Here is a 25,680-nt window from a genome sequence, read left to right on the forward strand (position 1 = left end):
TCGTGCAAGGTTAGGCAGTGCGCATGAGGACTCAGCCAGCCGCCACTTTGGCGAACCCTTCTCGTATCTTTTCTTCCGGCAAGTCATCGGCAATGAACACGATCACGCTTTCGCGTTGTTCATCGGGCGCCCACTCCACGTCGAAGTCGAAGCCATACAGTTTCAGCACGCCCTGAAACACCAGCTTGCGGTCTTCGCCCGCGATGTTGAGGACGCCCTTGTAGCGCAGCAATTGCTTGCCGTGGTCTTCCAGCAGCGTGTTCATGAACTCACTGAGTTTGTCGATATCCAGCGCCTTGTCACTGCGCAGGACCAGGCTGCTGATGCGGTCGATCGATCGGCCCGCTGGCGCCGCAGGGCGCAAAATCATGCCCCCGACGTCGGCATTCAGGTTGAACCCACGCACATCCAGCAGTTCGGCCAGATCGATCTTGCCATGCTCGACCACGCGTATCGGCGCGCGGCGGTTGATTCGTGTCAGGCGCTCGCTCAGGGCAGTGAACGTGGCCTCGTCTACCAGATCGGTCTTGCTCACGAGCAGGCGGTCGGCAAATCCGATCTGCGCCTGGGCGATGGTTTGCTCCAGATGAGTGTCGGCATGGGCCGCGTCGACCAGCGTGATGATGCCGTCGAGGATGTAGCGTTCGCGAAGCTCTTCATCGATGAAGAAAGTTTGGGCGACAGGCGCCGGATCGGCCAGCCCGGTGCATTCGATCACCAGCCGGTCAAAGGAAATAGCGCCGCTGTCCAGCCGCTCCAGCAGCAGAACCAGTGCCTTGGTGAGATCGGTGTGGATGGTGCAGCACACGCAGCCGTTGGACAGGGTCATCACTTGCACGGGCTCATTGCCGAGCAATTGGGTGTCGACGCCTGCGTCGCTGAATTCGTTTTCGATCACGGCGATCTTCAAGCCGTGCTCTTCCTTGAGCAGGTGACGCAGCAACGTAGTCTTGCCTGCGCCGAGAAAGCCACTCAGCACCGTGACGGGAATGGGTTGCGAAACGGTCATGCCGACTCCTGCAATCAGATGCGCGCCGACGCACGCTTGTGGCGCGAATGGGTTCGCGAGGCGTCGGCACAAACAATAAAAGTATCCAAATGAAAACGCGCCACGACAAGCGTGGCGCGTCAGTCAAACGTGTCGACAGCCTAAGCCATCAACAGCACTTGGGCCCACCCTTGCCGCCGTAGCGTGCGTCCTGACGTTCGCGAAAGAACGCTTCGTACGACATCACCGGCTTGTCCGGGTGTTTGTTCTGCATGTGCTCGACGTAATTGTCGTAGTCAGGCATCCCGACCATCAGACGCGCGGCCTGGCCGAGGTACTTACCCAGACGACTCAGATCATTGAACATACGCAGCTCCTCGCCTCACAGCGCACTCAGTGGGTTTTCGGGAAGGCCTGGAATGGCGCTTCCTTGTCGGTACGCTCTTTCTTCACCCATGCCGCGCGACCCACTTTGATCGCGTAGAACAGGATGCTCAACACCACGAACAGGAACAGCGTGGTGAGTGCCGCGTTGGTGTAGGCGTTGAAGATCACGTGCTGCATCTGCTCCATGCTCTTGGCAGGCGCCAGCACCTGACCGGCATCGGCCGCCGCGCTGTACTTCTTCGCCAGCGCCAGGAAGCCCACCGCCGGGTTGGAATCGAACAGCTTGATGAAGCCTGCGGTCACGGTGCAGATCAGCAGCCACGACGCGGGCAGGATGGTCACCCATGCATACTGCTGGCGCTTCATCTTGATCAGCACGACCGTTGCCAGCATCAACGCGATCCCGGCGAGCATCTGGTTGGAGATGCCGAACAGCGGCCACAGTGTGTTGATGCCGCCCAGCGGATCGATCACGCCCTGATACAGCAAGTAGCCCCACAACGCGACGCAACCACCGGTGCCGATGGCGTTGGCGGTCCAGGACTCAGTACGTTTCAGCGCGGGCACGAAGCTGCCGAGCAAGTCCTGCAGCATGAAACGACCGGCGCGGGTACCGGCATCCACTGCGGTCAGGATGAACAGCGCTTCGAACAGAATCGCAAAGTGGTACCAGAACGCCATGGTGTTCTGGCCGGGGAAAGCCTGATGGAGGATCTGCGCTATCCCCACCGCCAGCGTCGGCGCACCACCGGCACGGGCCAGGATAGTGTTTTCACCGATGTCCTTGGCCGTTGCAACCAGCTGATCCGGGGTGATCACGAAGCCCCAACTGCTGACCATCTGCGCGACCGCGTTGACGTCCGTGCCGACGATGGCCGCCGGGCTGTTCATCGCGAAGTACACACCGGGCTCGATGACCGACGCGGCCACCATGGCCATGATCGCCACGAACGATTCCATCAGCATGCCGCCGTAACCGATGTAGCGCGCGTTGACTTCGTTATCCAGCAGCTTGGGCGTAGTGCCCGAAGAGATCAGCGCGTGGAAGCCCGACACCGCACCGCAGGCGATGGTGATGAACAGGAACGGGAACAGCGTGCCCTTCCAGACCGGGCCGGAACCGTCGGTGAACTGGGTCAACGCCGGCATTTTCAACTCGGGCGCGAGGATCAGAATGCCGATCGCCAGAGCGATGATGGTGCCGATCTTCAGGAAAGTGGACAGGTAATCACGGGGCGCAAGCACTAGCCAGACTGGCAGCATGGCGGCGACGAAGCCATAACCGACCAGCATCCAGGTGATCTGCACGCCAGTGAAGGTGAACAGCGGCGCCCATTCAGGGCTGGCCGCGACCTGACCGCCGATCCAGATCGACAGCAGCAACAGCACCACGCCGACCACAGAGATTTCGCCGATGCGACCCGGGCGGATGTAGCGCATGTAAATGCCCATGAACATCGCGATCGGGATGGTCGCCATGACCGTGAACATGCCCCACGGGCTTTCCGCCAGGGCCTTGACCACGATCAGCGCCAGCACCGCAAGGATGATGATCATGATCAGGAAGCAGCCGAACAGCGCAATGGTGCCGGGGATCCGGCCCATTTCTTCGCGGACCATGTCGCCGAGCGAACGGCCGTTACGGCGAGTGGACAGGAACAGGATCATGAAATCCTGCACCGCACCGGCCAGCACCACGCCGGCAATCAGCCAGAGCGTGCCGGGCAGGTAGCCCATTTGCGCGGCAAGCACCGGACCGACCAGCGGGCCCGCGCCAGCGATGGCGGCAAAGTGGTGGCCGAAGAGGATGTGTTTATTGGTGGGAACGTAATCGAGCCCGTCGTTGTTGAGCACCGCGGGCGTAGCCCGGGTCGGGTCGAGTTGCATGACACGTGTTGCGATGAACAGGCTGTAGTAGCGATAGGCGACCAGATAAATGGCCACCGCAGCCACCACGATCCAGAGTGCGTTGATCGCCTCCCCGCGACGCAATGCAACTACCCCCAGGGCCCAGGCCCCAAGAATCGCAACAATCAGCCAGGGCACATGGCGCAGCAGACTATTATTATTTTTCATTTTTTATTTCCAGCTGAGTGGACTTATTTAGAGCAGCAAAAAGAGTTTAGCGCTGCTGAAGCGAAAGGCCACCCCCCACGATGGTCTGACGCCGGTTTTGTCCTATAGTCAACTCAGCTATGGCCAAGCACGCACCGGAGAAGTCGGCTCATGACAGCATCCCACGAAGACCGTCGGCGCTTTAAACGCATCTCGTTTGACGCCAGGACTGAACTGACCCAAGGCGATAAAAGCTGGCCCGTTCACTTGATCGATCTCTCGCTCAAGGGCCTGCTGATCGAGCGGCCTTCGCCCTGGCTTGGCGACCCGGACAAATCATTTATTGTGGATATCCACCTGAACGTCGATATCGACGTGCAGATGGAAGTGCGCCTGACCCACGACGACCATGACCATCTGGGGTTCGTGTGTGAGCACATCGGACTGGATTCGGTCACCCATCTGCGTCGGCTGATCGAACTGAATCTGGCCGATCACGACGAGCTGGAGCGGGAGTTGGCGGCGTTGATCGAGGTTTGACGGTAGGCCGAAATCCAGTCCTCTGCAGGAGCGCGCTTGCCCGCGATTCGATGGCGGACCCGACCCATTAGTCGCGGCTGCACGAATGTTTTCTCGGGCAGGCGCGCTCCTGCAATGTTTCTTGTCGCGTACTCCGAATTACTCCTCGAACAACGCATCCAGCGCCTGATCCAGTCGAGTCACGCCGATCACGGTCAGGCCCGGCGGCGACTCTTTTGGCGCGTTGCCTTTGGGCACGATTGCCCGTTTGAAGCCATGCTTGGCCGCTTCCTTGAGGCGTTCCTGTCCACTGGGCACCGGACGGACTTCGCCCGACAGTCCCACCTCGCCGAATACCAGCAAATCCCCCGGCAGCGCGCGGTTGCGCAGGCTGGACATGACGGCTGCCATCAACGCGAGGTCAGAGGCGGTTTCCAGCACCTTCACCCCGCCTACCACGTTGAGAAAAACGTCCTGATCATGGGTCGGAATGCCGCCGTGCCGGTGCAGAACCGCCAACAGCATCGCCAGCCGGTTCTGATCGAGGCCCAGCGTGACCCGACGCGGATTGGACAAGTGGCTGTCATCGACCAGCGCCTGGACTTCGACCAGCATGGGCCGCGTGCCTTCCCAGGTTGCCATGACTACGCTGCCGGCGACTTCTTCCTGCGCCCGGGTGAGGAAGATCGCCGAGGGATTCGAGACCTCTTTCAGCCCCCTGTCGGTCATGCCGAAGACGCCAAGCTCGTTGACCGCGCCGAAACGGTTTTTCACTGCACGCAACAGGCGCAGGCGACCGTCTGATTCGCCTTCGAAATACAGCACGGTGTCGACCATGTGCTCCAGAACACGCGGGCCCGCCAGCGCGCCTTCCTTGGTCACGTGACCAACCAGAAAAATCGCCGTGCCGCTCTGTTTCGCGTAACGCACCAGCAACGCCGCGCTTTCCCGAACCTGCGACACGCCGCCGGGCGCCGATTGCAGTTGTTCGGTGAAGATGGTCTGGATCGAGTCGATCACCATGACCTTGGGCTGCTCGATGCGCGCTGTCGCAATGATGGTTTCGATGCAGGTCTCGGTCATCACCCGCAACTTGTCCTGGGGCAGCCCGAGGCGCCGGGCGCGCATGGCGACCTGCTGCTGCGATTCTTCGCCGGTCACGTACAACGCAGGCATGCGCTCGGCAATGGCGCACAGGGTCTGCAACAGGATCGTCGATTTGCCGATGCCCGGATCGCCGCCGATCAGCACCACCGAACCATCGACCAGGCCGCCGCCCAGCACACGGTCAAGTTCGGTCGAATTAGTGGAGAACCGCGGAATTTCCTCGACGCTGACCTCGGCCAGGGTCTTGATCTGCGCCTGTTGGCCGGTCCAGCCCGCGCGACCGCTCGGGGCCGCCGCCGTGCTGCTGTCGATGACCGTTTCGACCAGGGTATTCCAGGCGCCGCATTCGCCACATTGCCCGGCCCATTTGGGAAAGGTCGCGCCGCACTCGGTGCAGCCATACATGCGCTTGGCCTTGGCCATGAAACCCCCGACGCGAAAAAAGGGGCAATGATAACCCATGCCTCAAGTCGCTGCGTACGACACCGGCGCAGGCCACTTTTTTGGGGGATTCAATAAAACTAACCGGGCATGAGCCGGTCGATTGCAGGGATTACGCGGGATGCAGATAGCTGACATACACTGCATCCACAACACTCATCTGTAACAAAGGAATACACCCATGAGCGTACTAAGCGAGTTCAAAGCCTTCGCCGTCAAAGGCAATGTGGTCGACATGGCCGTCGGTATCATCATTGGCGCGGCATTCGGCAAGATCGTTTCGTCGTTCGTCGGCGATGTAATCATGCCGCCCCTGGGGCTGCTGATCGGCGGCGTGGACTTCAGCGATCTGGCCGTGACCCTGCGCGCTGCCGAAGGCAATGCCCCCGCTGTGGTTCTGGCCTACGGCAAATTCATCCAGACCGTGGTCGATTTCATCATTGTCGCGTTCGCGATCTTCATGGGCGTCAAGGCGATCAACCGTCTGAAACGCGAAGAGGCCAAGGCTCCAACGCTTCCGCCGACTCCCAGCAAAGAGGAAGTGCTGCTGGGCGAAATCCGCGACCTGCTCAAGGAGCAGAACGACAAACCCGCCGCGCCGATTCAGGTGACGCCAGACCGGTTGGTCTAAGCAAAGCGCCTGGCCATAGCCCGCGCAGCTAGGCGGGAAACTCTGGGAAGGAATTCATTCGCGGTGCGGACCGTCAGACGCCAGGTCTTTGGCAGGATGTCACGGCGTCTGGTGAATGAATTCGCTTCCACAGCGACGCGTCCGCCAGCTGATACCCGCCCTACCAATAATTCTCGACTGCGATCTGCCCCGGCTTGCGGGTCAAGGCCAGGCGCATGTCGCGGGTCTTGAGCACTGCACGGGTGTCCTCGATCATCTGTGGATTGCCGCAGATCATCACGCGCGAATGCTCCGGGCCAAGCGTTATCCCGGCAGCCTGTTCCAGCTCACCGTTCTCGATCAACGTCGTGATGCGACCATGCAGCGCGCCGGGAAGCTCTTCGCGAGTGACGGTCGCGATGAACCGGAACTTGTGCGCGTATTCGGCCAGATAGTCGCGCTGGGTCAGCTCAGCGATCAGTTGCTGATACGCCAGCTCCTTCGCCTCACGAACGCTGTACACCAGAATGATCCGCTCGAATTTTTCCCACACTTCGAAGTTCTGAAGTATCGACAGGAACGGGGCCACGCCGGTACCGGTGGACAACATCCAGAGATCGCGGCCATCGGTAAATCGATCCAGCGTCAGGTACCCGACCGCCTGCTTTTCTACCATCAGCGTGTCGCCTTCGCGCAGCCTGCTCAGCTCGCTGGTGAACTCGCCGCCCGGTACGACAATGGAGAAAAACTCAAGAAACTCATCAAACGGCGAAGAGACGACCGAGTACGCCCGCCAGACCGTGCTGCCGTCGGCCTTGGTCACGCCCAGTCGTGCGAATTGTCCGGCGGTGAAGCGGAAACCAGCATCCCGCGTCGTACGAAAGGTAAACAGACTTGGCGTCAGCGGGGTAACGTCCAGCAGCGTTTGCCGGGTGAATTTCTCTGCACTGGCAGTCATGAGGCGCTCCTGGCTCCTGTCATTCCAAACGGACATCCAGTTTCCCGCAAACCGACGCGGATAAACACCGCAGGTTTGTAGTGGTATCACGAAGCGCCCGCCTCGCTTTTAAGATTGTTTGGCTATTGGGGCTATCGCGCCAAGCTCTCAGCAACCTGACGTGCGTCGTAACCCGTTGATTCGATGAGGGGTCGCTGTAGCGAGTCGGACAGGTCAACATGTCCCGGCGCCAGACTGCGATGGATGCGTGTATCGCGTCCTTATTTTCTTCCTAGACTTTGATCACATGGACGAAAGCGCGATCCGGCCTGGAGGCTGATGATGGAAGACATGATGGCTGCAACCTCACGCATGGAGGTCGTGAGTGCTGAGCACGACGGCCTCACCGTACGAGAAGTCGAAGTACTGAAATGGTCCGCCGAAGGCAAGACAGCAGCGGAAGTCGCGATGATTCTGGAGTTGAAAACCCGCACCGTGAACTATCACATTGGCCGCGCGATTCAAAAGTTCGGCGTTGCCAACAAGACCTGCGCAGTGGTGAAAGCAGCCCGCAGAGGGCTGTTTTGAGGCACGCGGCCCCGACTGGAAAAACCTCGGATACGAACGCACAGAAAACACGTAAAATCGGCGCTTTTCGCGAGCCCGATCACTGCGGCGCTTACGTGACCCACGCCGATTCTGATTGCGTCCTCAACGATGGATTTTTCCGCTCATGCCCCTGCTTACCACGCCCTTTGCCCAGCTTGACCTGATCCGCCAGCCGGAGCAGTCGGACGAGCCTTTGCAGGCTTTCGATGCCGCTGACGAATACTTGCTCAATCATGTGGCCGAACATGGGCTGACGCTTCAGACCCGCGTGCTGGTGCTCAATGACAATTTCGGCGCACTGGCCGCCAGTCTGGCGCCCCACGCGGCAGTGTTCAGTAGTACCGACTCGTTTCTGGGCGTGCAGGCGCTCGAGAAGAATCTTGTGCGCAACGATCAGGCCTACGATGCCGTGCCGGTGATTCCTGCGAGCGAACCGCTGCAGGGGCCCTTCGACTGGGTATTGATCCGCGTCCCGAAAACCCTTGCCCTGCTTGAGGAGCAATTGATTCGTCTGCAAGGCCAGCTGGCGCCGAACGCCAAAGTGGTTGCGGCAGGCATGATCAAGCACCTGCCGCGCTCGGCGGGCGAGCTGATGGAGGAATACATCGGGCCGGTGCAGGCATCGCTTGCGGTGAAGAAGGCGCGGCTGCTGTTCTGCACACCGCAAGACAAGCCATTCCAGGCTTCACCCTTCCCCACCCGTTACACGCTGGACGATCCGAAGATCGAGTTGATCAACCACGCCAACGTCTTCTGCCGCGATGGTCTGGACATCGGCACCCGTGCGTTTCTGCCCCACTTGCCCAACAATCTGGGATCGGCGCGGGTGGCTGACCTGGGCTGCGGCAATGGCGTGCTCGCGATCGCGAGCGCGCTGGCGAACCCGGATGCCCATTACACGCTGGTGGACGAGTCGTTCATGGCCGTGCAATCGGCCCGGGAGAACTGGGACCTGGCGCTGAGTGAGCGACCTGCGGTGATCCGGGCCGCCGATGGGTTGGCGGGCCAGGAAGCCGATTCGCTCGATGTGGTGCTGTGCAATCCACCCTTCCATCAACAGCAGGTCGTGGGCGACTTCCTTGCCTGGCGGATGTTCCAGCAAGCGCGCTCGGCGCTGGTAACGGGGGGATCGCTGTACATCGTCGGCAACCGGCATCTGGGCTATCACAGCAAACTGGCACGGCTGTTCAGGGGTGTCGAGCAAGTGGCGGCGACGCCCAAATTCGTCATTCTCAAAGCGCGCAAGTAATCTCGACTGCAGGCACAGCGTCTGGCCAGACGAATGAATGGCCGGCCATTAAAAAACCCGCCGAGGCGGGTTTTTTAATGCGCAAGACGCGCTCAGTGAGTCTTCATCCCGGCGGCCGTCATGAACATGCGCAACAGGGTGGCGACGATGAACAGCGCGAAGACGCTCCCGGCCCAGATGATCGCCAGCCAGCCCAGTCGCTTCCACAGCGGCGTGTTCTTGGCGGGATCTTCTTCGTGGGCAGGTTTATCGTGAAAAGATTCTTTGCCAGACATCACAGGACCCTCGTCTCAAATCCCGCGCCGATGCAGCACGCATCGGCGCGGACCGTACTCAGTGGTAGCCGTCTTCGTGGGTCACCTTGCCGCGGAACACGTAGTAGCTCCAGAAGGTGTAACCCAGGATGAACGGGATGATGAACAGCGTACCGACCAGAATGAAGCCCTGGCTTTGGGGCGGCGATGCGGCGTCCCAGATCGAGATCGACGGCGGCACGATGTTCGGCCACAGGCTGATACCCAGACCGCTGTAGCCGAGGAAGACCAGTACCAGCGTCAACAGGAACGGCGTGTAATGCGCGTTGCGTGCCACCGCTTTGAACAGGCCATACAGGGTCAGCAGCACCAGCGCCGGAACCGGCATGAACCAGAACAGGTTCGGGATGCTGAACCAGCGATCGGCGATGTCCTGATGCGCCAGCGGCGTCCACAGGCTGACGATCGCCATCACGACCAGCAGAACGATCGCCAGCGGACGCGCCAGGTCGTGCATGGCCTTTTGCAGGTCACCTTCGGTTTTCATGATCAGCCAGGTGCAGCCCAGCAGCGCGTACGCCACGATCAGTGCCAGACCGCAGAACAGCGAGAACGGCGTCAGCCAGTCCAGCCCGCCGCCGGCATAGGCCCGGTTTACCACCGGAATGCCGTCGATGAATGCGCCCAGCGCCACGCCCTGGAAGAACGTCGCCACCAGCGAGCCGCCGATGAACGCTTTGTCCCACAGATGACGCTTGGCATCGGTGGCCTTGAAGCGGAACTCGAAGGCCACGCCGCGGAAGATCAGGCCGATGAGCATGAAGATCAGCGGCAGATACAACGCCTCGAGGACGACCGAGTACGCCAGCGGGAACGCGCCGAACAGGCCCGCACCGCCCAGCACCAGCCAGGTTTCGTTGCCGTCCCAGACAGGCGCGACGGTGTTCATCATCACGTCACGGTCGGTTTTGTCCTTCATGAACGGAAAGAGGATTCCGATCCCGAGGTCGAAGCCATCCATGATGACGTACATCATGATGCCGAAGATGATGATCACGGCCCAGATCAGTGGAAGATCGATACCCATGGCTCAGTTCCCCTCACGCAGGCTGGAAGGTTCGCCTTCGCCGTCGCCTTCATGGGCGGCGGAGAGAGGACGTGCGGGTGTGCGCTGCTGGCCAGGTCCGCCATGCGGCGTATCATCGCCTTCATGGGTTTTCGGCCCTTTGCGCACCAGACGCATCATGTAGCCGAAGCCAGTACCGAACAGCGCGAAGTACACCACCACGAACAGCACGAGGGTCAGACTCATCTGCCCGACGCTGTGGTTGGACGATGCATCGGCGGTGCGCATCAGGCCGTAGACGACCCATGGCTGACGCCCGATTTCAGTGGTGAACCAGCCTGCCAGCAGGGCGATCAGACCGGACGGCCCCATGCACATCACCAGCCTCAGGAACAGCCGGTTGCTGTACAACCCGCCGCGCCAGCGCAGCCAGGCGCTCCACAGACCGACCGCAATCATCAGCATGCCCAGGCCAGCCATCACCCGGAATGACCAGAAAATGATGGTGGAGTTAGGACGGTCTTCTGGTGGAAACGATTTGAGCGCCGGAATCTGTTTATCCAGGCTGTGGGTCAGGATCAGGCTGCCAAGGTAAGGAACCTCGATCGCGTACTTGGTCCTTTCCTCTTTCATGTCCGGAATGCCGAACAGGATCAGCGGGGTCGGTTCGTCACCGACGTTTTCCCAGTGCCCTTCAATGGCGGCAATCTTGGCCGGTTGATGTTCCAGGGTGTTCAGACCGTGGGCGTCGCCGACCATCGCCTGAATCGGCGCGACGATCAGCGCCATCCACATGGCCATCGACAACATGCGACGAATGGCCGGGTTATCGCGACCGCGCAATAAATGCCATGCCGCCGAAGCGCCGACGAAGAAAGCGGTGGCGACGAACGCGGCAATTGCCATGTGCGCAAGGCGGTAAGGGAACGACGGGTTGAAGATGACGGCCAGCCAGTCAACCGGCACGACGCGACCATCGACAATGTCGAAGCCCTGAGGCGTCTGCATCCAGCTGTTGGAGGCCAGGATCCAGAAGGTCGAGATCAACGTGCCGACTGCGACCATCGCAGTGGCGAAGAAGTGCAGCCCACGACCCACGCGGTTCCAGCCGAACAGCATGACTCCCAAAAAGCCTGCTTCCAGGAAGAAGGCGGTCAGCACCTCATAGGTCAGCAACGGGCCGGTGATCGCCCCTGCGAAATCGGAAAATCGACTCCAGTTGGTGCCGAATTCATACGCCATGACCAGCCCGGAGACCACGCCCATCCCGAAGTTCACGGCAAATATCTTGGACCAGAAGTGGTAGAGGTCGCGGTAGGTATTGTCGTGGGTTTTCAGCCACAGGCCTTCGAGCACGGCAAGGAAGCTCGCCAGACCGATGGTGATGGCAGGGAACAGGATGTGAAATGAAACAGTGAATGCAAACTGAATTCGGGCGAGATCGAGTGCCTCTAAACCGAACATAGGTCTTCCTCTATCAGGTGAAACCGGCTTCAGACCTCGGGGCCTGCAGCATCTGCCCCCACGGATTTATTGAGTGCGATGTTGTGCGTTTGTTCTTTTTGGTTCGCGCTCAGGTTGTTGACGCGGGAGTTGTGTCAAGCGGCCCGGTCAATCAATACGTGTAAAGACATTGATTCAGGTCAACCGACCCTCAAAGAGTAGTCTCATTTTGTCACATGCTCCGCGTGGTCTTTTGTCGCGTGGCGAGTTGCCTCACCTTCAGATGCAGAGCAGTTCGCGTGTGATCGGATCAGTTGAGTGTTCTGGCAAGGATCGCACGGCGCCCGACACGCAGGGCTGCCGCGCGGGCCGGGCAATTTCGCCGGGGCGATCCGGCTGCCGTGAGCCGTCTTCCCCGAGGTGATTGCCTACAACGGCGAACGAATAAATCCCAGCAAAGCCGAGACAAGTCGCCGGTAGAGATCGTCGACCTCCGGCGCCAGTCCCTTCGCCCTCAGGCTGCCGTGCACCAGCCCCGGCCCCGCATCGAATTCAGTCGTGACGCCCGCTTCGCGCAGGGCGCGCTCGTAGCAGACGCCGTCGTCGCGGAGCGGATCGAATTGGGCGACGGCGATAAATGCTGGCGCCAGACCGCGGAAGTCAGTCGCCTGCAGCGGCATGGCGTAGGATGAACGCTCGCCCTCCTTCATGTAGAGCTGATCATAAAACGCCAGCTCAGCGGTGCTGAGCATGGGCGCGTCAGCGCATTCGGTACGCGAAGGCAGGTTATCCGCGCCGCCCAGCGCGGGATAAATCAGGGCTTGACCCACCGGCTGCCGGTCGCCGGCATCACGCAACGCCAGGCAGACGGCGGCGGCAAGATTGCCGCCCGCGCTGTCTCCGGCAATGGCCACCCGACGCGGATCGATATCCAGCCGTTGGGCCTGAATCTGCACCGCATGCCAGACTGCCAGGCAATCGCCGAAACCGGCCGGAAACGGATGCTCCGGCGCCAGACGGTAATCCACGGCAATCACCACCGCATTGAGATCGGCTGCCAGCGCGGCGGTCAGGAAGTCATGGGAATCGAGGTCACCCACCACCCAGCCACCGCCATGCAGGTAAACCACGCACGGCGCCGGGTGCTCAGGGGAAAGAAGATGCGGCCGATAGCTGCGCACGGGCACGCCAGCCAAGGTGAAATCCCGGACCTCCAGCCCTTCCGGGCGCGCCGGGGTGAAGGCTTCGCACATGCGCGAATAAGCACGGCGCTGGTCATTGAAATCAGGCGCGTCGCTGCTGAAGCTCAGCGTTCGCGCAATGAAGTCAGCCATGGCGGTTGAAAGTCGGTAAGGCATGACAGCGCTCCCCTCAGCGTTGAACCGCTCAAGCGCAGCCGACAAGCGCACGAAGCAGTCCGGCCTGTTGGCAGTCGTCACTGAGGACGCTGCCGACAGGCCGGACTGCCAGGTGATCAGCCAGTGCGCCGCTTATTTGTTGACGGCAACCTGTACGGCAGCCACTGCATCCTTCCCGTCAAACGTGGTGACGCCATCGAGCCAGCGGCGCATGTCGTCCGGATGATCCTTGAGCCACTGTTTGGCAACATCGTTCGGCGCCTTGCGGTCCATGATCGGCACCATCATCTGACTCTCTTGCGCCGCCGTGAATTTCAGATTGCTCATCAGTTTACTGACGTTCGGGCAACGGGTCGCGTAATCCGGGGCGGTCACCACTGACACGGTCGCGGCGCCTTCGTCCGGGCCAAACACGTCTTCGCTGCCGGTCAGGTAGGCGATCTTCATGTTGATGTTCATCGGGTGCGGGGTCCAGCCGACGAATACCACCCATTCGTTACGCTTGATCGCACGCTGAACCGCCGCCAGCATGCCCGCCTCGCCGGATTCGACCAGCTGGAAACCGCCGAGCCCGAACTGGTTCTTGTCGATCATGCCTTTGATGTTGGCGTTGGCGCCGGTGCCCGGCTCGATGCCGTAGATCTTGCCACCGAGCTTGTCCTTGAATTTGGCGATGTCGGCAAAGGTTTTCAGCCCGCCTGCGGCCACATAATCGGGCACGGCAAGCGTTGCCTGGGCATCGCTCATGCTTGGGGCGTCGAGGACTTTCACCTGATTGGCGGCCACGAACGGCGCGATGTTCTTGTCCATCGCCGGTTTCCAGTAGCCCAGGAACACGTCGAGACGATCGTCACGCAGGCCCCCGAAAACGATCTGCTGGGCCGCACTGGTCTGTTTGACGTCGTAACCCATGTTCTCCAGCAAGACCTGCGCGACGGCGCTGGTGGCGACCACGTCGGTCCAGTTGACCACGCCCATGCGCACGCTCTGGCACTTGGCTGGCTCCGCCGCCAGCAACACGGTGCTGCTCAGCATCAACACACCGCAACTGATGTGACGAATAAATCTCTTCATGCGTGCTCCTCGGGTCGGCTCGTTATTTTATTCAGCTCTTTGCGGCAGTTTTCTAAGGCTTCAAGACCCACGGCAATTCGAATGTTGCCGCGTAGATGCAAATTACGCAGCAGCCCCCTGCACGAAGCGCACCAGCGCGACCTGTGCTTGCACTGGGGCGACATTGAATGAGCAGTGAGGATGAGCAGATTGCAGGATCGCACCCGCCCGCGGCGGGTACACATCAGGCTTCCCTCTATAAGCCTGATGCGTTGCAGACGCGGGTCGGTGCGTGCCTGTGCAAGGCGCTGTGGTTACAGCACTTTATCCAGCGTAATCGGGAACTCCCGAACCCGCTTGCCGGTAGCGTGGAAGATGGCGTTGGCGATCGCGGCAGCCACACCGACGATGCCGATTTCGCCGACCCCTTTGGAGCCCAGGTCGTTGACGATGCTGTCGTTCTCCTCGACGAACAGCACATCGATGTCGCCGATGTCGGCGTTCACCGGGATGTGATATTCGGCCAGGCTGTGGTTCATGAAGCGCCCCAGGTTGTGATCGGTCTGAGACTCTTCCTGCAGGGCCTGACTGATGCCCCACACCACGCCACCGAGTATCTGACTGCGCGCCATCTTCGGATTGACGACCCTTCCCGCCGCCACTGCACTGACCACGCGGTTGACGCGAACGGTGCCCAGGTCTTCATCGACCCGTACCTCGGCGAACACTGCCGAATGGGTCGCGGTCGCGTAGCCTTCGCGTTTCTCGTCCGGTTCGCAGTCGATCTGAACGTCGAGCACGTCATGGGAGGAGTCTCGGACGATGTCGGCGTAGGAAAAGCGCTGGTCGTCGATATGCAGATAGCCATCGCCGAAGCCCACGTCTTCCATGTCCACGACAGCATATTGCGGATTGGCCATGCGCACGGCGTCGAGCAATTTGGCGCGCAATGCGCGGCAGGCCTGCTGGACCGCGGACCCCACGGACGAGACCGTGAAAGAGCCGCCTTGAAGCGGCGCTGTCGGCAACGACGAATCGCCCAGCACGAAGGTGACGTCCTGCGGCATCACGCCCGCCGCTTCGGCCGCGATCTGCGTCATGACCGTGTAGGTTCCCGTCCCGATGTCGGTGGTCGCGCTGCTGACGGTCAGTTTGCCATCGCTGTCGATGCTGGCCTTGGCGCTGGCCTTCATCTGCATGGCTTCCCACACGCCACCCGCCATGCCCCAACCGACCAGCTGGCGACCTTCGCGCATGCTGCGTGGCTCAGGATTACGCTTGCTCCAGCCAAAACGTTCAGCGCCCTGCTCGTAGCAGGCGCGCAACTCTTTGCTGGAATACGGCTTGTCCTCGTTGCCGTTGCGCTCGGCGAAATTGACCACGCGCAGTTGCACCGGATCAATGCCCGCCGCGCAGGCAAGCTCATCCATGGCGCACTCCAGCCCGATCATGCCCGACGCAGCGCCCGGCGCGCGCATGTCCAGCGGCGTATAGACGTCCAGCGGCGCCAGTTTATAAGTCAGCTGCACGTTGTCGCACTGGTAGAGCATTCCGCTCCACTCCACCACGTGCTCGGTGAAATCCTCGAACCGCGACGTCTGGCCGATCACATCGTGTCCGACAGCGACCAGTTTGCCGTCAGCCGATGCACCCAGGCGCAGGCGTTGCAAGGTATTGGGGCGGTAGCCGAAGGTGAACATCTGCTGGCGGGTCAGCGTCAGGCGGACCGAACGCTTCAGGTGCAAAGCCGCCATCACGGCCAGCGGCAACTGATATTGGGGACGCAGGCCGGAACCGAATGCACCGCCGACAAACGCTGCAAAGATCCGGATCTTGTCCTTGCCCAGGCCGAATACCTTGTGCAGATAGTCCTGACAGTTCTGTGGGCCTTGGGTCTTGTCGTGGATTTCCAGGCAGCCGTCGTCGCGGTACAGCACGGTAGACGCATGAGGTTCCATCGGGTTGTGGTGTTCGTTCGGCGTGGTGTAGTGGGCGTCCATGGTCACCGCCGCACCGGCGAAACCGGCCTGAAAATCGCCCCGAGGCTTCGGCGTTTCGGCTGGCGCAGTGTGGGCCGTTTCCTTCACGGCAGCCAGATTGGTCTCATGGCCATCGACCTGGTATTCGATGCGCACCAGCGACCCGGCATAGCGAGCCAGTTCGAGCGTATCGGCGACCACCAGCGCCAGAGGTTGGCCGCTGTAGAGCACGCGGTCGTTGTAAAATGGCCGGAACGGCGAGCCTTCTGCTGAATCGGCGTCGGTGTAGTCCTTGTCGTAACTGGCGATGTGCGGACGATTGGTATGGTCGAGCACCGCAACCACCCCCGGCACCTGCATGGCTGCTGAGGTATCGATGCTGACGATTCGTCCGCTGGCGATGGTGCTGGAGACCACGCTTGCGTACAGCAGGCCCAGTTCCTGGTATTCGCCGGCGTAACGCGCCTGCCCCGTAACTTTCAGCAGACCGTCGACACGGTCCATCGGTTGCCCCAGCGACGACGTGGTTTCAGGTGGAGACATTTTCGCGTTCATCAGGATTGCCCTCCCACAGCGGCATCGCTCAAGGCGCGCACGATCGCGCGACGCGCCAGCTTGATCTTGAAAGCGTTGTGCGCGAGCGGCTGAGCATCGCGCAGCATCGCATCGGCCACCGCGACGAAATTCTCACGGGACACCGGCTTGCCCACCAACAGCTGCTCCACTGCTTTGTCGCGCCACGGCTTGTGCGCAACGCCGCCCAATGCCAGGCGCGCATCGCGGACCACATCGCCATCCAGCTCCAACGCTGCAGCGACAGAGACCAGGGCGAAGGCATAGGACGCGCGGTCGCGGATCTTCAGGTAATGACTGTGTTGGGTGAACCTCGCCGGTGGCAGCTCGATGGCGGTAATCAGCTCATCGTCGGCCAGTTGGTTGTCACGTTGCGGTGCGTCCTCGGGCAGACGATGGAAATCTGCGAATTCGATGGTGCGTTTGCCTGCGCGGCCTTCGACGTGAACCACCGCTTCCAGCGCCGCCAGCGCCACGCACATGTCCGAAGGATGGGTGGCGACGCATTCGGCGCTCGCGCCAAGGATTGCGTGAATCCGGTTCAAGCCGTCTTTGGCGGGACAACCGCTGCCTGGCTCGCGTTTGTTGCACGGCACGCTTGCGTCGTAGAAGTAGTAGCAGCGGGTGCGCTGCAAGAGATTGCCGCCAGTGCTTGCCATGTTGCGCAACTGCGGCGACGCACCGGCCAGAATCGCCTGAGACAGCAACGGGTAGCGCTGCTCGATCAAGGGATGCCAGGCCAGGTCAGCATTGCTGACCAAAGCGCCGATCATCACTCCGCCGCCGGCCGTCTCGCGCACTTCCTTGAGCGGCAGCCCGGTGATGTCGATCAGATGCTCGGGGCGAGCGATGTTTTCCTTCATCAGATCCAGAAGGTTCGTCCCTCCCGCGATGAAACGACTGGCCGGCCCTGCGAGGTCGATCGCCTGGCTGACGTCTTCTGGCTTGCTGTAGCTGAACGGATTCATTGACCACGCCCTCCCTGGTCTGGCGCCGCGCTCATCTGCGGCAACACCTCTTCGACCGCTGCGCGAATGTTGCTGTAGGCGCCGCATCGGCACAGATTGCCGCTCATCAATTCTTTGATTTCATCGTCGGTGCGCGCACGACCTTCATTGGCCAGGCCCACGGCCGAGCAGATCTGACCTGGCGTGCAATAGCCGCACTGAAAAGCGTCATGCTTGATAAAGGCTTGCTGCATCGGGTGCAGCACATCGCCGCTGGCCAGACCTTCGACAGTGGTCAGCTCGGCGCCATCGCACATCACCGCCAGTGTCAGGCAGGCATTGATGCGTTTGCCATCGCGCAACACGGTGCACGCGCCGCACTGGCCGTGATCGCAGCCTTTCTTGGTACCCACCAGATCCAGCTGATCACGCAGCAGGTCCAGCAGGGTGGTCCAGGGCTGTACTTCCAGTTGTCTGGTCTGGCCGTTCAATGTCAGGGCAATGGTGTGCTCTGCGAAGGCCTGTTGGTTCGTCGCGCTCATGGGGAAACCTCACGGTAGGTACTCGTTCAGCGCAGTTGATAGCCATGTGATGCTCTGCGTCTTAAGGGGTACGACTTGCGGGTTTTGGCAAACGTTCACGGTTTGTGATGAGCGTGCGGGATCGCGGGGGACGCTGGTATGATGCGCCGCTTTTTGCAAGTGGCAGAATTTGTGCAAGCCGTTTCGGCTAGCTGTGCTTTGCTGTTTTAGTCGATTACATAAATGACGCGGAGCGTCACCGGGGAGCCATACATGCTGGAGCGGCTGTTTCAACTCAATGCACATAACACCAATGTGCGCACCGAAATTCTGGCCGGGGTCACCACCTTTCTGGCCATGGCCTACATCCTGTTCGTGAACCCGAGCATTCTCGGCGAGACCGGCATGGACAAGGGCGCCATCTTCGTCGCCACCTGCCTTGCCGCCGCCATCGGTTCCACAGTCATGGGCCTGATCGCCAACTACCCGATCGCACTCGCGCCGGGCATGGGTCTGAACGCCTTCTTCACCTATACCGTCGTGCTGCACATGGGCCACACCTGGCAAGTGGCGCTGGGCGCGGTGTTCATTTCGGCCGTGATGTTCTTCCTGCTGTCGATCTTCCGGATCCGCGAATGGATCATCAACAGCATCCCGCTGCCCCTGCGTTCGGCGATCGCCGCCGGTATCGGCCTTTTCCTGGCACTGATCGCGCTGCACAACGCCGAAATCGTGGTCAGCAACCCGGCGACCATGGTTGGTCTGGGCGACCTGGCCAAGCCGGCACCGATCCTGGCCGCGCTCGGTTTCGCACTGATCGTGGCACTGGACGCCCTGAAAGTGCGCGGCGCGGTGCTGATCGGCATTCTCGCCGTCACCGTGATTTCCATCGTGCTGGGTTTCTCGCCGTTTGGCGGCGTGATTTCGATGCCGCCATCGCTGGCGCCGACCTTCCTCCAGCTGGACATTCCGGGTGCCCTGAACATCGGTCTGGTGAGCGTGATCTTCTCGTTCCTGTTCGTTGACCTCTTCGATAACTCGGGGACCCTCATCGGCGTCGCCAAGCGCGCGGGGCTGATGGGCAAGGACGGTCATATGCCGAAAATGGGCCGCGCCCTGATCGCCGACAGCACCGCCGCCATGGCAGGTTCACTGCTCGGCACATCGACCACCACCAGTTACATCGAATCGGCGGCCGGCGTCAGTGCCGGTGGTCGTACCGGTCTGACAGCCATCGTGGTTGCCGTGCTGTTCCTGCTGGCGCTGTTTTTCGCACCGTTGGCCGGCAGCGTTCCGGCGTTCGCCACGGCGCCTGCGCTGTTGTTCGTTGCGGTGCTGATGACCTCGGGCCTGGCTGAAATCAACTGGGACGACATCACCGAAGCCGCGCCGGTGGTCATCACCGCGCTGGCGATGCCGTTCACTTACTCCATCGCCAACGGCATCGCCTTTGGTTTCATTTCCTGGACAGTGATCAAGCTGTTGTCGGGACGCGGCCGTGAGCTGAATTCGGCGCTGGTCGTGCTGTCGATCCTGTTCGTGATCAAGCTGGGCTTCTATCCATGAGTTCTACGTTCGACCCTTCGAGCTACACCCTTCAGCTCGATGAAAAAGCCGACCGTCTGCGTGAATTGCTCGCGCCGTTCGACGCGCCGCAAGCTCAGGTGTTCGATTCGCCGCGCGAGCATTACCGCCTGCGCGCCGAGTTCCGCCTGTGGCGCGACGACGGCAAGCGGCACTATGCGATGTTCGCTCCCGGCGACAAGCACACTCCGATCCTGATCGATGATTTCCCGATCGCCAGTCAGCAGATCAACGCGCTGATGCCTGTGCTGCGCGAACGCTGGGAAGCCAGCAAGACGCTTAATCACAAGCTGTTCCAAGTGGATTTTCTGACCACGCTGGCGGGCGACGGCATGATCACGCTGTGCTACCACCGCCCGCTGGATGACGCCTGGAAGCTGGAGGCCGAACAACTGGCGGCAGATCTCGGCGTCAGTGTCATCGGTCGCTCCAAGGGCCAGCGCCTGGTGGTGGGTCGCGACTACGTGACCGAAGAGCTGGAAGTCGCGGGCCGCACTTTCAGCTATCGCCAGCCGGAAGGTGCGTTCACCCAGCCTAACGGCACCGTGAACCAGAAGATGCTGAGCTGGGCCTACGAAGCACTGGGCCAGCGTGACGATGACCTGTTGGAGCTGTATTGCGGCAACGGCAACTTCACCTTGCCGCTGGCGACACGGGTGCGCAAAGTCCTCGCGACGGAAATCAGCAAGACGTCGGTCAATGCAGCGCTGAGCAACCTGGCGGACAACGCGGTGGACAACGTCACGCTGGTGCGTCTGTCCGCCGAAGAGCTGACCGAGGCGCTCAATGACGTGCGTCCATTCCGCCGTCTGGCAGGGGTCGATCTGAAAAGCTACGACTTCGGCAGCGTTTTCGTCGATCCACCTCGCGCAGGGATGGACCCCGACACCTGCGAGCTGACCCGACGGTTCGAGCGCATTCTGTATATCTCCTGCAACCCGGAAACCCTGGCCGCCAACATCGCTCAACTGCACGACACCCATCGGGTGGAGCGCTGCGCGCTGTTCGACCAGTTTCCGTATACGCACCACATGGAATCGGGCGTGTTGCTGGTTCGGCGCTGATCTGCTGTTCCTGTGTCATATCCGCACTCTGGGAGCGAGTTCGCGACGGGCCGTGTCAGGTGCATCGATGTTCAATGCACCGACGCCATCGCGAACAAGCTCGCTCCTACAAGGTTTGTGTCTGTCCGGAGATACATGTGGGACTGAGCTTGCTCGCGATAGCTTATTTCCAGACGCCGTATCTCTACAGCATTCACCGGTATCCTCCCGGCTGAAGCCGGTCCTACGGACGCCGCGAGCTTTTCGTAGGACCGGCTTTAGCCGGGAAGGCGGCGGGGGTTACGGCGTTAATCGAAGGGTGCATTAAAGACAGTTGGCTCACACGTACGCGAATCTCCGGCCCTTGCCGAATGCTCCGGCCAGACACAAATCCTGTGGGAGTGAGCTTGCTCGCGATGACTGATTTCCAGACGCCGCATCTCTAAAGCATTCACCGGCCTCTTCCCGGCTGAAGCCGGTTCTACAGCGCTGGGCCAGGTCCTTGGGGTATGCACAGGCCTTATGTCCCGCCGCTTTCATCATTAAATTTATGACAGTAAGCGGCACACATCTGCTTACAGGTGTATAACACTCGGCCGTCTTTCGATTTGATGGATGTCCTGCCTTGAGTTCCGAATCGCCTGCCCCAGCTTCAGAATCCTCCTCTGAAAGCGTCATTCGCCAGCCTGGCTTTTTCGCTTTCCTGACGGCCCGCCTTGCCGCCGTGTTCGCCATGCAGATCCAGGCCGTGGTCGTCGCCTGGCAGGTATACGACATGACGCGTAGCCCGATTTCGCTGGCGTATGTGGGTCTTGCGCAGTTCATTCCCATGTTGCTGTTGCTCATGCCCGCAGGCGACCTGATCGACCGTTATGACCGCAAGTTGATCCTGACCATCAGTTGGAGCGTGCAGGCATTTTGCAGCCTGATGCTGATGCTGTTCTCGGTCACGCATCACCAGGACACCCGACTCATTTACGCCACGCTCGCCCTGTTCGGCTGCGCCCGGGCCTTCACCGGCCCCGCCCTGCAGAGCCTGTTGCCGCAGGTCGTGCCTCGGGAAAAACTGGCGTCGGCAATTGCCACCAACAGCATGATCATGCGCATCGCCACGATTGCCGGCCCTCTGGTGGGCGGTGGCTTGTATGCCGCCGGTGGCGGCGGGCTGACGTATACGGTGTGCATGGCCAGCTTCATCGCCGGCGTGCTGTTGCTGACCCGGGTACCGGTGCTGTACGCCGGGAAGAAGCAGATCCTCGAATCCACGGCGTGGAAACGCTTCACTGCCGGCATCGCGTTCATTCGGTCGCGTCCGATCATTCTCGGGACCATCTCGCTGGATCTGTTCGCCGTGTTGCTGGGCGGCGTGGTAGCGCTGCTGCCGATCTACGCGCACGAAGTCCTGCATCTGGGTCCGCAGGGGCTCGGGGCCTTGCGCAGCGCGATGAGTCTGGGCGAAGTCGCGACCGGCCTGTACCTGAGCGTGCGGCCGTTCGACCGTCACGTCGGCATGGTCATGTTCATCGCGGTGGCGGTGTTCGGTCTGGCGAACCTGGTGTTCGCGCTGTCCACGCTGTTCTGGCTGTCGCTGCTGGCGCTGATGATCGCCGGGGCAGCGGACATGGTCAGCGTGTACATCCGCTCGACGCTGGTGCAGTTCTCGACGCCCGATGACATGCGTGGCCGGGTCAACGCCGTGAACATGCTGTTCATCGGCTCTTCCAACGAACTGGGCGAATTCCGCGCCGGCAGCAGCGCAGCGCTCTGGGGCGCAGTGCCCGCAGCGGTGATTGGCGGGCTGTGCACGCTGGGCGTGGTGGGGACGTGGATGGTGGGCTTCAAGGCGCTGCGTCAGGTGAATCGCTTTGCGGATGCCTCGCCCGCCGAAGTCACTGAGAAACAGACTGCACGAGTCTGACAGGACCGTCGAACGCAGCCGATCCGCAGAGCGCGCACTCGTCCAATACGGCCAAGGCGCCGATGAAGCGGAACGCTGCTGATCCCGGCGCCCGTGATGCATGACATCACGGGGCCCTTCGCCTCCCTTAAAGCGCTTTGATCTGACCGATTGCCACCGGACGCGGGCCTTCGCCGATACCGTTTTCAAGCGGCGCCCCGAACGCCTCCAGGCTGATCTGAAAGCGGTCTGCGGGCTGCGTCTTCACGCCATCGGCGAATGACAGCGTGGCGGTGCCGAAGTAATGAATGTGCACATCGCCAGGGCGCAGAAACTGCGCGTACTTGAAGTGGTGGTATTCAAGGTTCGCCAGGCTGTGGCACATGTTGTCTTCGCCGCTGAGAAACTCCTTCTCCCAGATCACCTCGCCGTTGCGAATAATGCGGCTCATGCCCGCCAGATGTCGGGGTAACTCACCGATGCGCAACTCGGGCCCGTACGCGCAGTAACGCAGCTTGGAATGAGCGAGATAGAGGTAATTACGCCGCTCCATGACGTGATCGGAGAACTCGTTGCCCAGCGCGTAGCCGAGTCGATAAGGCTGGCCGTCGTCACCGATGACGTACAGCCCGGTCAGCTCAGGCTCCTCGCCCGCGTCTTCTGCGAACGGCGGCACCGGAAAGTCGCCGCCCGGACGCACGACGATGCTGCCGTCGCCCTTGTAGAACCATTCGGGCTGCGCGCCGATCTGGCCATGATCCGGCTTGCCGCCTTCGATGCCCCATTTGAAGATCTTCATGGTATCGGTCATACCGGCTTCGACCTGACCGTCATGCTGATGCATCTTGTCCCTGGCCGACGCGCTGCCCAGATGGGTCAGACCGGTGCCGCTGATCAGGCAGTGGGCAGGATCTTCGTGATCCAGCGGTGGCAGGAGCCGGCCACTCTGCAGCAGCGGCGCGTAGTCAGGACCCGGCTCGGTGCCGCGGTCTTGCACCTCAGCCTGCAGACTTCGCCGGCTGCGAATCGCCGCCAAGGCGAGTTCGCGAGTGCTGGTCGTGTTGCGGACGACATCGATCCGCGAAGCTTCCACAACGCCGACCTGGCGCTGTCCCTGTGGGTTTTCAAATTGAATCAGGCGCATGGTCTGAAACTCCGAAAAAGTGTGAACGATGTAAACCTGTGGAACGAACGCCACCCATGCGTCGGATTCAACGTCTTCTTCGCGAGCAAGCTCACGCCTACAGGTCTGCGTCGTCGTAATGGGCTAGCGATCGACATCACTCGATGATGTTGAACTCGCTCAGGTATTCGTCGGAGATTTCCAGGCCCAGGCCCGGCCTGTTGTCGTCCAGCTGGATGTAGCCGTTGACCGGCTGCGGCTCGCCTTTGAACACGTAGTAGAACAGCTCATTGCCGACCTCGACGTCGAACACCGGGAAGAATTCGGCCATCGGCGACGCGGTGGTGGACATGGTCAGGTGGTAATTGTGCATCTGGCCTGCGTGCGGGATGACCGGCACCGACCAGGCTTCCGCCATGGCGTTGATCTTGCGGGCTGCAGTGATGCCGCCGACGCGGTTGGTGTCGTACTGAATCACGTCGACCGCACGACGTTCGAGCATGTCTTTGAAGCCATACGAGGTGAACTCATGCTCGCCGCCGGAGATCGGCATGATGCCCATCTTCTTCAGCTCGATGTACCCTTCGAGGTCGTCCGCAATCACCGGTTCCTCCAGCCAGCGCGGTTCGAACTCTGCGAGCTTGGGCAGCATGCGGCGCGCGTATTCCAGGGTCCAGCCCATGTAGCATTCCAGCATGATGTCGACGTCGGGGCCGGCCAGTTCGCGCAGCGCACGGACTTGCTCGATGTTGCGGCGCATGCCGGCCGGGCCGTCCTTGGGTCCATAGCCGAAGCGCATCTTCATCGCTGTGAAGCCCTGACTCAGATAGCCCTGCGCTTCCTCCAGGAAGAGGTCCAGATTGTCGTTGGCGTAGAGTTTGGAGGCGTAGGTCCAGATCTTCTCTTTGGTCCGCCCGCCGAGCAGTTTGAAAACCGGCTTGTTCACGGCCTTGCCCATAATGTCCCAGATGGCGATGTCAATCGCCGAGATCGCCGCCATGCCAATGCCCTTGCGGCCCCAGGCGTGGCTCTGGCGATACATTTTCTGCCAGATGTATTCGTTGTCGAACGGGTCTTCGCCAATGGCGATCGGCGCCAGGTAGGTGTCGATGATTTCTTTAGCCACACGCGGCGCCAGCGCGCAGTTGCCAATGCCGACCAGGCCATTGTCGGTCTCGACTTCCACGACCAGCCAGCCGTGGAAACGGAACGAGCCCATGGCATCGCCGCGCTCGAACAGGATGTCGCTGGCGTTGGTGCAGAAATGCGCCTGAGGTGGCACGACTTTGCCTTTCCATTCGAATACGCGGGTACGGATTGCTTTGATTTTCATGAGGAGGGTCCTTGCCACTGCTGGTTGTGCCCAATGATTCCGCGGGGTTCGGAACAGGGCTTCTTGTAGTTGTCGTTCGATCCGCTGCAGTTCGCCGCAGGCTCTGCATCGCGTGTCGATGAGAGAATTTAGCCAGCCGCGCAAGGGCTCGGCTAATCACTTATGCGTATCCAGTGATAGCTACAGGTGATGGGTAGCGATAGTTAATAGGTGTGGGGGTTATAGGGACGTGACGCACCCGCTGCAGGAGCGCGGCTTGTCCCGCGATCGGCGACGCAGTCGCCGTGAATCGGGGCTATGCGGTCTGCGTGGTGAACCGCGTCATCCGATTCTGCTGCCGCTGCGCGCCAGATCGCGGGCAAGCCGCGCTCCTACAAGGGATTTGTGGCGTTGCCAGGTTTTTGTATCAAACGCAAAACTTGTGGGAGATCGCGGGCAAGCGCGCTCCTACAAGGGATTGTGGCGTTGTGAAGTTGTGGGAGCGTGGCTTGTCCCGCGATCGGCGACGCAGTCGCCGTGAATCGGGGCTATGCGGTCTGCCTGGTGAATCGCGTCATCCGATTCTGCTGCCGCTGCGCGCCAGATCGCGGGCAAGCCACGCTCC

The 25,680-nt window shown here is 61.1% G+C and carries 21 protein-coding genes and 2 pseudogenes; 8 read left to right on the forward strand and 15 right to left on the reverse strand.

Annotated features, from left to right (window positions below):
- Window positions 1-31 precede the first annotated feature (31 nt).
- The 3 genes from yjiA to QRN36_RS16255 all read right to left on the reverse strand — a co-directional run bounded on the left by yjiA (window position 32) and on the right by QRN36_RS16255 (window position 3,451).
- Window positions 32-1,009 carry a GTPase gene (gene yjiA / locus QRN36_RS16245; protein WP_285424992.1) on the reverse strand — a complete coding sequence of 326 codons (978 nt, stop codon included), beginning with the start codon at window positions 1,007-1,009 and terminating at the stop codon, window positions 32-34.
- Window positions 1,010-1,157: 148 nt separating this feature from the next.
- Complete coding sequence (locus QRN36_RS16250) at window positions 1,158-1,355, reverse strand: YbdD/YjiX family protein (protein ID WP_081566497.1); 198 nt, start codon at window positions 1,353-1,355, stop codon at window positions 1,158-1,160.
- Window positions 1,356-1,381: 26 nt separating this feature from the next.
- The gene (locus tag QRN36_RS16255; protein ID WP_093469793.1) at window positions 1,382-3,451 is read right to left on the reverse strand and encodes a carbon starvation CstA family protein; all 2,070 of its coding nucleotides are present in this window, start codon (window positions 3,449-3,451) and stop codon (window positions 1,382-1,384) included.
- A 150-nt stretch (window positions 3,452-3,601) separates the two neighbouring features.
- Between QRN36_RS16255 and QRN36_RS16260 the strand changes: the two genes are divergently transcribed.
- Complete coding sequence (locus QRN36_RS16260) at window positions 3,602-3,970, forward strand: PilZ domain-containing protein (protein ID WP_285424993.1); 369 nt, start codon at window positions 3,602-3,604, stop codon at window positions 3,968-3,970.
- 138 nt (window positions 3,971-4,108) lie between these two features.
- On the opposite strand, the gene radA is transcribed toward QRN36_RS16260, so the two are convergent.
- On the reverse strand, window positions 4,109-5,479 hold the full coding sequence (radA, locus tag QRN36_RS16265; RefSeq protein ID WP_285424994.1) for a DNA repair protein RadA: 1,371 nt from the start codon (window positions 5,477-5,479) through the stop codon (window positions 4,109-4,111).
- Between the two features lie 199 nt (window positions 5,480-5,678).
- Between radA and mscL the strand changes: the two genes are divergently transcribed.
- Window positions 5,679-6,128 (forward strand): large-conductance mechanosensitive channel protein MscL, encoded by a 450-nt coding sequence (gene mscL, locus QRN36_RS16270; RefSeq protein ID WP_285424995.1) that lies wholly within the window; start codon window positions 5,679-5,681, stop codon window positions 6,126-6,128.
- 160 nt (window positions 6,129-6,288) lie between these two features.
- Here the strand turns inward: mscL and QRN36_RS16275 are convergent, their stop codons facing one another.
- Window positions 6,289-7,065, reverse strand: coding sequence for a ferredoxin--NADP reductase (locus QRN36_RS16275; RefSeq protein WP_285424996.1), 777 nt, complete (start codon window positions 7,063-7,065; stop codon window positions 6,289-6,291).
- A gap of 321 nt (window positions 7,066-7,386) precedes the next feature.
- Here QRN36_RS16275 and QRN36_RS16280 point away from each other — a divergent pair, with 321 nt between their 5' ends.
- A complete protein-coding gene (locus QRN36_RS16280) occupies window positions 7,387-7,632 on the forward strand; it encodes a helix-turn-helix transcriptional regulator (protein WP_093469783.1) in 246 nt (81 codons plus the stop codon).
- Between the two features lie 145 nt (window positions 7,633-7,777).
- Entirely contained in the window at window positions 7,778-8,902 is a 1,125-nt protein-coding gene (locus QRN36_RS16285) for a class I SAM-dependent methyltransferase (protein ID WP_285424997.1), read from the forward strand.
- Window positions 8,903-8,994: 92 nt separating this feature from the next.
- Here the strand turns inward: QRN36_RS16285 and QRN36_RS16290 are convergent, their stop codons facing one another.
- From QRN36_RS16290 to QRN36_RS16305, 4 genes are all read right to left on the reverse strand, one after another.
- The gene (locus QRN36_RS16290; protein ID WP_285424998.1) at window positions 8,995-9,177 is read right to left on the reverse strand and encodes a DUF2474 domain-containing protein; all 183 of its coding nucleotides are present in this window, start codon (window positions 9,175-9,177) and stop codon (window positions 8,995-8,997) included.
- 58 nt (window positions 9,178-9,235) lie between these two features.
- Complete coding sequence (cydB, locus tag QRN36_RS16295; RefSeq protein ID WP_285424999.1) at window positions 9,236-10,243, reverse strand: cytochrome d ubiquinol oxidase subunit II; 1,008 nt, start codon at window positions 10,241-10,243, stop codon at window positions 9,236-9,238.
- A gap of 3 nt (window positions 10,244-10,246) precedes the next feature.
- Entirely contained in the window at window positions 10,247-11,686 is a 1,440-nt protein-coding gene (locus tag QRN36_RS16300) for a cytochrome ubiquinol oxidase subunit I (RefSeq protein WP_285425000.1), read from the reverse strand.
- Between the two features lie 407 nt (window positions 11,687-12,093).
- Window positions 12,094-13,023 carry an alpha/beta hydrolase gene (locus QRN36_RS16305; RefSeq protein ID WP_285425001.1) on the reverse strand — a complete coding sequence of 310 codons (930 nt, stop codon included), beginning with the start codon at window positions 13,021-13,023 and terminating at the stop codon, window positions 12,094-12,096.
- A gap of 90 nt (window positions 13,024-13,113) precedes the next feature.
- Between QRN36_RS16305 and QRN36_RS27610 the strand changes: the two are divergent.
- A pseudogene (locus QRN36_RS27610) lies at window positions 13,114-13,233 on the forward strand (hypothetical protein); the annotation flags it as partial.
- On the opposite strand, the pseudogene choX reads toward QRN36_RS27610, so the two are convergent.
- The 4 genes and pseudogenes from choX to QRN36_RS16325 all read right to left on the reverse strand — a co-directional run.
- Window positions 13,228-14,097 (reverse strand): annotated as a pseudogene (choX, locus tag QRN36_RS16310) (choline ABC transporter substrate-binding protein); the annotation flags it as partial. The pseudogenes QRN36_RS27610 and choX sit on opposite strands and share 6 nt — an antisense overlap.
- Before the next feature lie 293 nt (window positions 14,098-14,390).
- Window positions 14,391-16,598 (reverse strand): xanthine dehydrogenase family protein molybdopterin-binding subunit, encoded by a 2,208-nt coding sequence (locus QRN36_RS16315; protein ID WP_285425003.1) that lies wholly within the window; start codon window positions 16,596-16,598, stop codon window positions 14,391-14,393.
- A gap of 11 nt (window positions 16,599-16,609) precedes the next feature.
- Window positions 16,610-17,596 (reverse strand): xanthine dehydrogenase family protein subunit M, encoded by a 987-nt coding sequence (locus QRN36_RS16320; protein ID WP_285425004.1) that lies wholly within the window; start codon window positions 17,594-17,596, stop codon window positions 16,610-16,612.
- Complete coding sequence (locus QRN36_RS16325; protein WP_093469767.1) at window positions 17,593-18,117, reverse strand: (2Fe-2S)-binding protein; 525 nt, start codon at window positions 18,115-18,117, stop codon at window positions 17,593-17,595. Before QRN36_RS16325 ends, QRN36_RS16320 begins: the two co-directional genes overlap by 4 nt.
- A 252-nt stretch (window positions 18,118-18,369) precedes the next feature.
- Between QRN36_RS16325 and QRN36_RS16330 the strand changes: the two genes are divergently transcribed.
- From QRN36_RS16330 to QRN36_RS16340, 3 genes are all read left to right on the forward strand, one after another.
- Complete coding sequence (locus QRN36_RS16330; protein ID WP_093469765.1) at window positions 18,370-19,662, forward strand: NCS2 family permease; 1,293 nt, start codon at window positions 18,370-18,372, stop codon at window positions 19,660-19,662.
- On the forward strand, window positions 19,659-20,744 hold the full coding sequence (gene trmA / locus QRN36_RS16335; RefSeq protein WP_285425005.1) for a tRNA (uridine(54)-C5)-methyltransferase TrmA: 1,086 nt from the start codon (window positions 19,659-19,661) through the stop codon (window positions 20,742-20,744). Before QRN36_RS16330 ends, trmA begins: the two co-directional genes overlap by 4 nt.
- A gap of 604 nt (window positions 20,745-21,348) precedes the next feature.
- On the forward strand, window positions 21,349-22,641 hold the full coding sequence (locus QRN36_RS16340; RefSeq protein ID WP_285425006.1) for an MFS transporter: 1,293 nt from the start codon (window positions 21,349-21,351) through the stop codon (window positions 22,639-22,641).
- Window positions 22,642-22,768: 127 nt separating this feature from the next.
- Here the strand turns inward: QRN36_RS16340 and araD1 are convergent, their stop codons facing one another.
- Together araD1 and QRN36_RS16350 are read right to left on the reverse strand one after the other, a co-directional pair.
- The gene (gene araD1 / locus QRN36_RS16345; RefSeq protein ID WP_285425007.1) at window positions 22,769-23,764 is read right to left on the reverse strand and encodes an AraD1 family protein; all 996 of its coding nucleotides are present in this window, start codon (window positions 23,762-23,764) and stop codon (window positions 22,769-22,771) included.
- A 136-nt stretch (window positions 23,765-23,900) separates the two neighbouring features.
- Window positions 23,901-25,076, reverse strand: coding sequence for an L-rhamnonate dehydratase (locus tag QRN36_RS16350; protein ID WP_285425008.1), 1,176 nt, complete (start codon window positions 25,074-25,076; stop codon window positions 23,901-23,903).
- Window positions 25,077-25,680: the final 604 nt, after the last annotated feature.

The organism is Pseudomonas sp. efr-133-TYG-103a (assembly GCF_030209235.1).
GTDB lineage: Bacteria > Pseudomonadota > Gammaproteobacteria > Pseudomonadales > Pseudomonadaceae > Aquipseudomonas.

Bases quoted from the DNA above. Each gene is read 5' to 3' on its own strand.
- yjiA (WP_285424992.1), bottom strand. From the start codon at position 1,009: ATGACCGTTTCGCAACCCATTCCCGTCACGGTGCTGAGTGGCTTTCTC.
- QRN36_RS16250 (WP_081566497.1), bottom strand. From the start codon at position 1,355: ATGTTCAATGATCTGAGTCGTCTGGGTAAGTACCTCGGCCAGGCCGCG.
- QRN36_RS16255 (WP_093469793.1), bottom strand. From the start codon at position 3,451: ATGAAAAATAATAATAGTCTGCTGCGCCATGTGCCCTGGCTGATTGTT.
- QRN36_RS16260 (WP_285424993.1), top strand. From the start codon at position 3,602: ATGACAGCATCCCACGAAGACCGTCGGCGCTTTAAACGCATCTCGTTT.
- radA (WP_285424994.1), bottom strand. From the start codon at position 5,479: ATGGCCAAGGCCAAGCGCATGTATGGCTGCACCGAGTGCGGCGCGACC.
- mscL (WP_285424995.1), top strand. From the start codon at position 5,679: ATGAGCGTACTAAGCGAGTTCAAAGCCTTCGCCGTCAAAGGCAATGTG.
- QRN36_RS16275 (WP_285424996.1), bottom strand. From the start codon at position 7,065: ATGACTGCCAGTGCAGAGAAATTCACCCGGCAAACGCTGCTGGACGTT.
- QRN36_RS16280 (WP_093469783.1), top strand. From the start codon at position 7,387: ATGGAAGACATGATGGCTGCAACCTCACGCATGGAGGTCGTGAGTGCT.
- QRN36_RS16285 (WP_285424997.1), top strand. From the start codon at position 7,778: ATGCCCCTGCTTACCACGCCCTTTGCCCAGCTTGACCTGATCCGCCAG.
- QRN36_RS16290 (WP_285424998.1), bottom strand. From the start codon at position 9,177: ATGTCTGGCAAAGAATCTTTTCACGATAAACCTGCCCACGAAGAAGAT.
- cydB (WP_285424999.1), bottom strand. From the start codon at position 10,243: ATGGGTATCGATCTTCCACTGATCTGGGCCGTGATCATCATCTTCGGC.
- QRN36_RS16300 (WP_285425000.1), bottom strand. From the start codon at position 11,686: ATGTTCGGTTTAGAGGCACTCGATCTCGCCCGAATTCAGTTTGCATTC.
- QRN36_RS16305 (WP_285425001.1), bottom strand. From the start codon at position 13,023: ATGCCTTACCGACTTTCAACCGCCATGGCTGACTTCATTGCGCGAACG.
- QRN36_RS16315 (WP_285425003.1), bottom strand. From the start codon at position 16,598: ATGTCTCCACCTGAAACCACGTCGTCGCTGGGGCAACCGATGGACCGT.
- QRN36_RS16320 (WP_285425004.1), bottom strand. From the start codon at position 17,596: ATGAATCCGTTCAGCTACAGCAAGCCAGAAGACGTCAGCCAGGCGATC.
- QRN36_RS16325 (WP_093469767.1), bottom strand. From the start codon at position 18,117: ATGAGCGCGACGAACCAACAGGCCTTCGCAGAGCACACCATTGCCCTG.
- QRN36_RS16330 (WP_093469765.1), top strand. From the start codon at position 18,370: ATGCTGGAGCGGCTGTTTCAACTCAATGCACATAACACCAATGTGCGC.
- trmA (WP_285425005.1), top strand. From the start codon at position 19,659: ATGAGTTCTACGTTCGACCCTTCGAGCTACACCCTTCAGCTCGATGAA.
- araD1 (WP_285425007.1), bottom strand. From the start codon at position 23,764: ATGCGCCTGATTCAATTTGAAAACCCACAGGGACAGCGCCAGGTCGGC.
- QRN36_RS16350 (WP_285425008.1), bottom strand. From the start codon at position 25,076: ATGAAAATCAAAGCAATCCGTACCCGCGTATTCGAATGGAAAGGCAAA.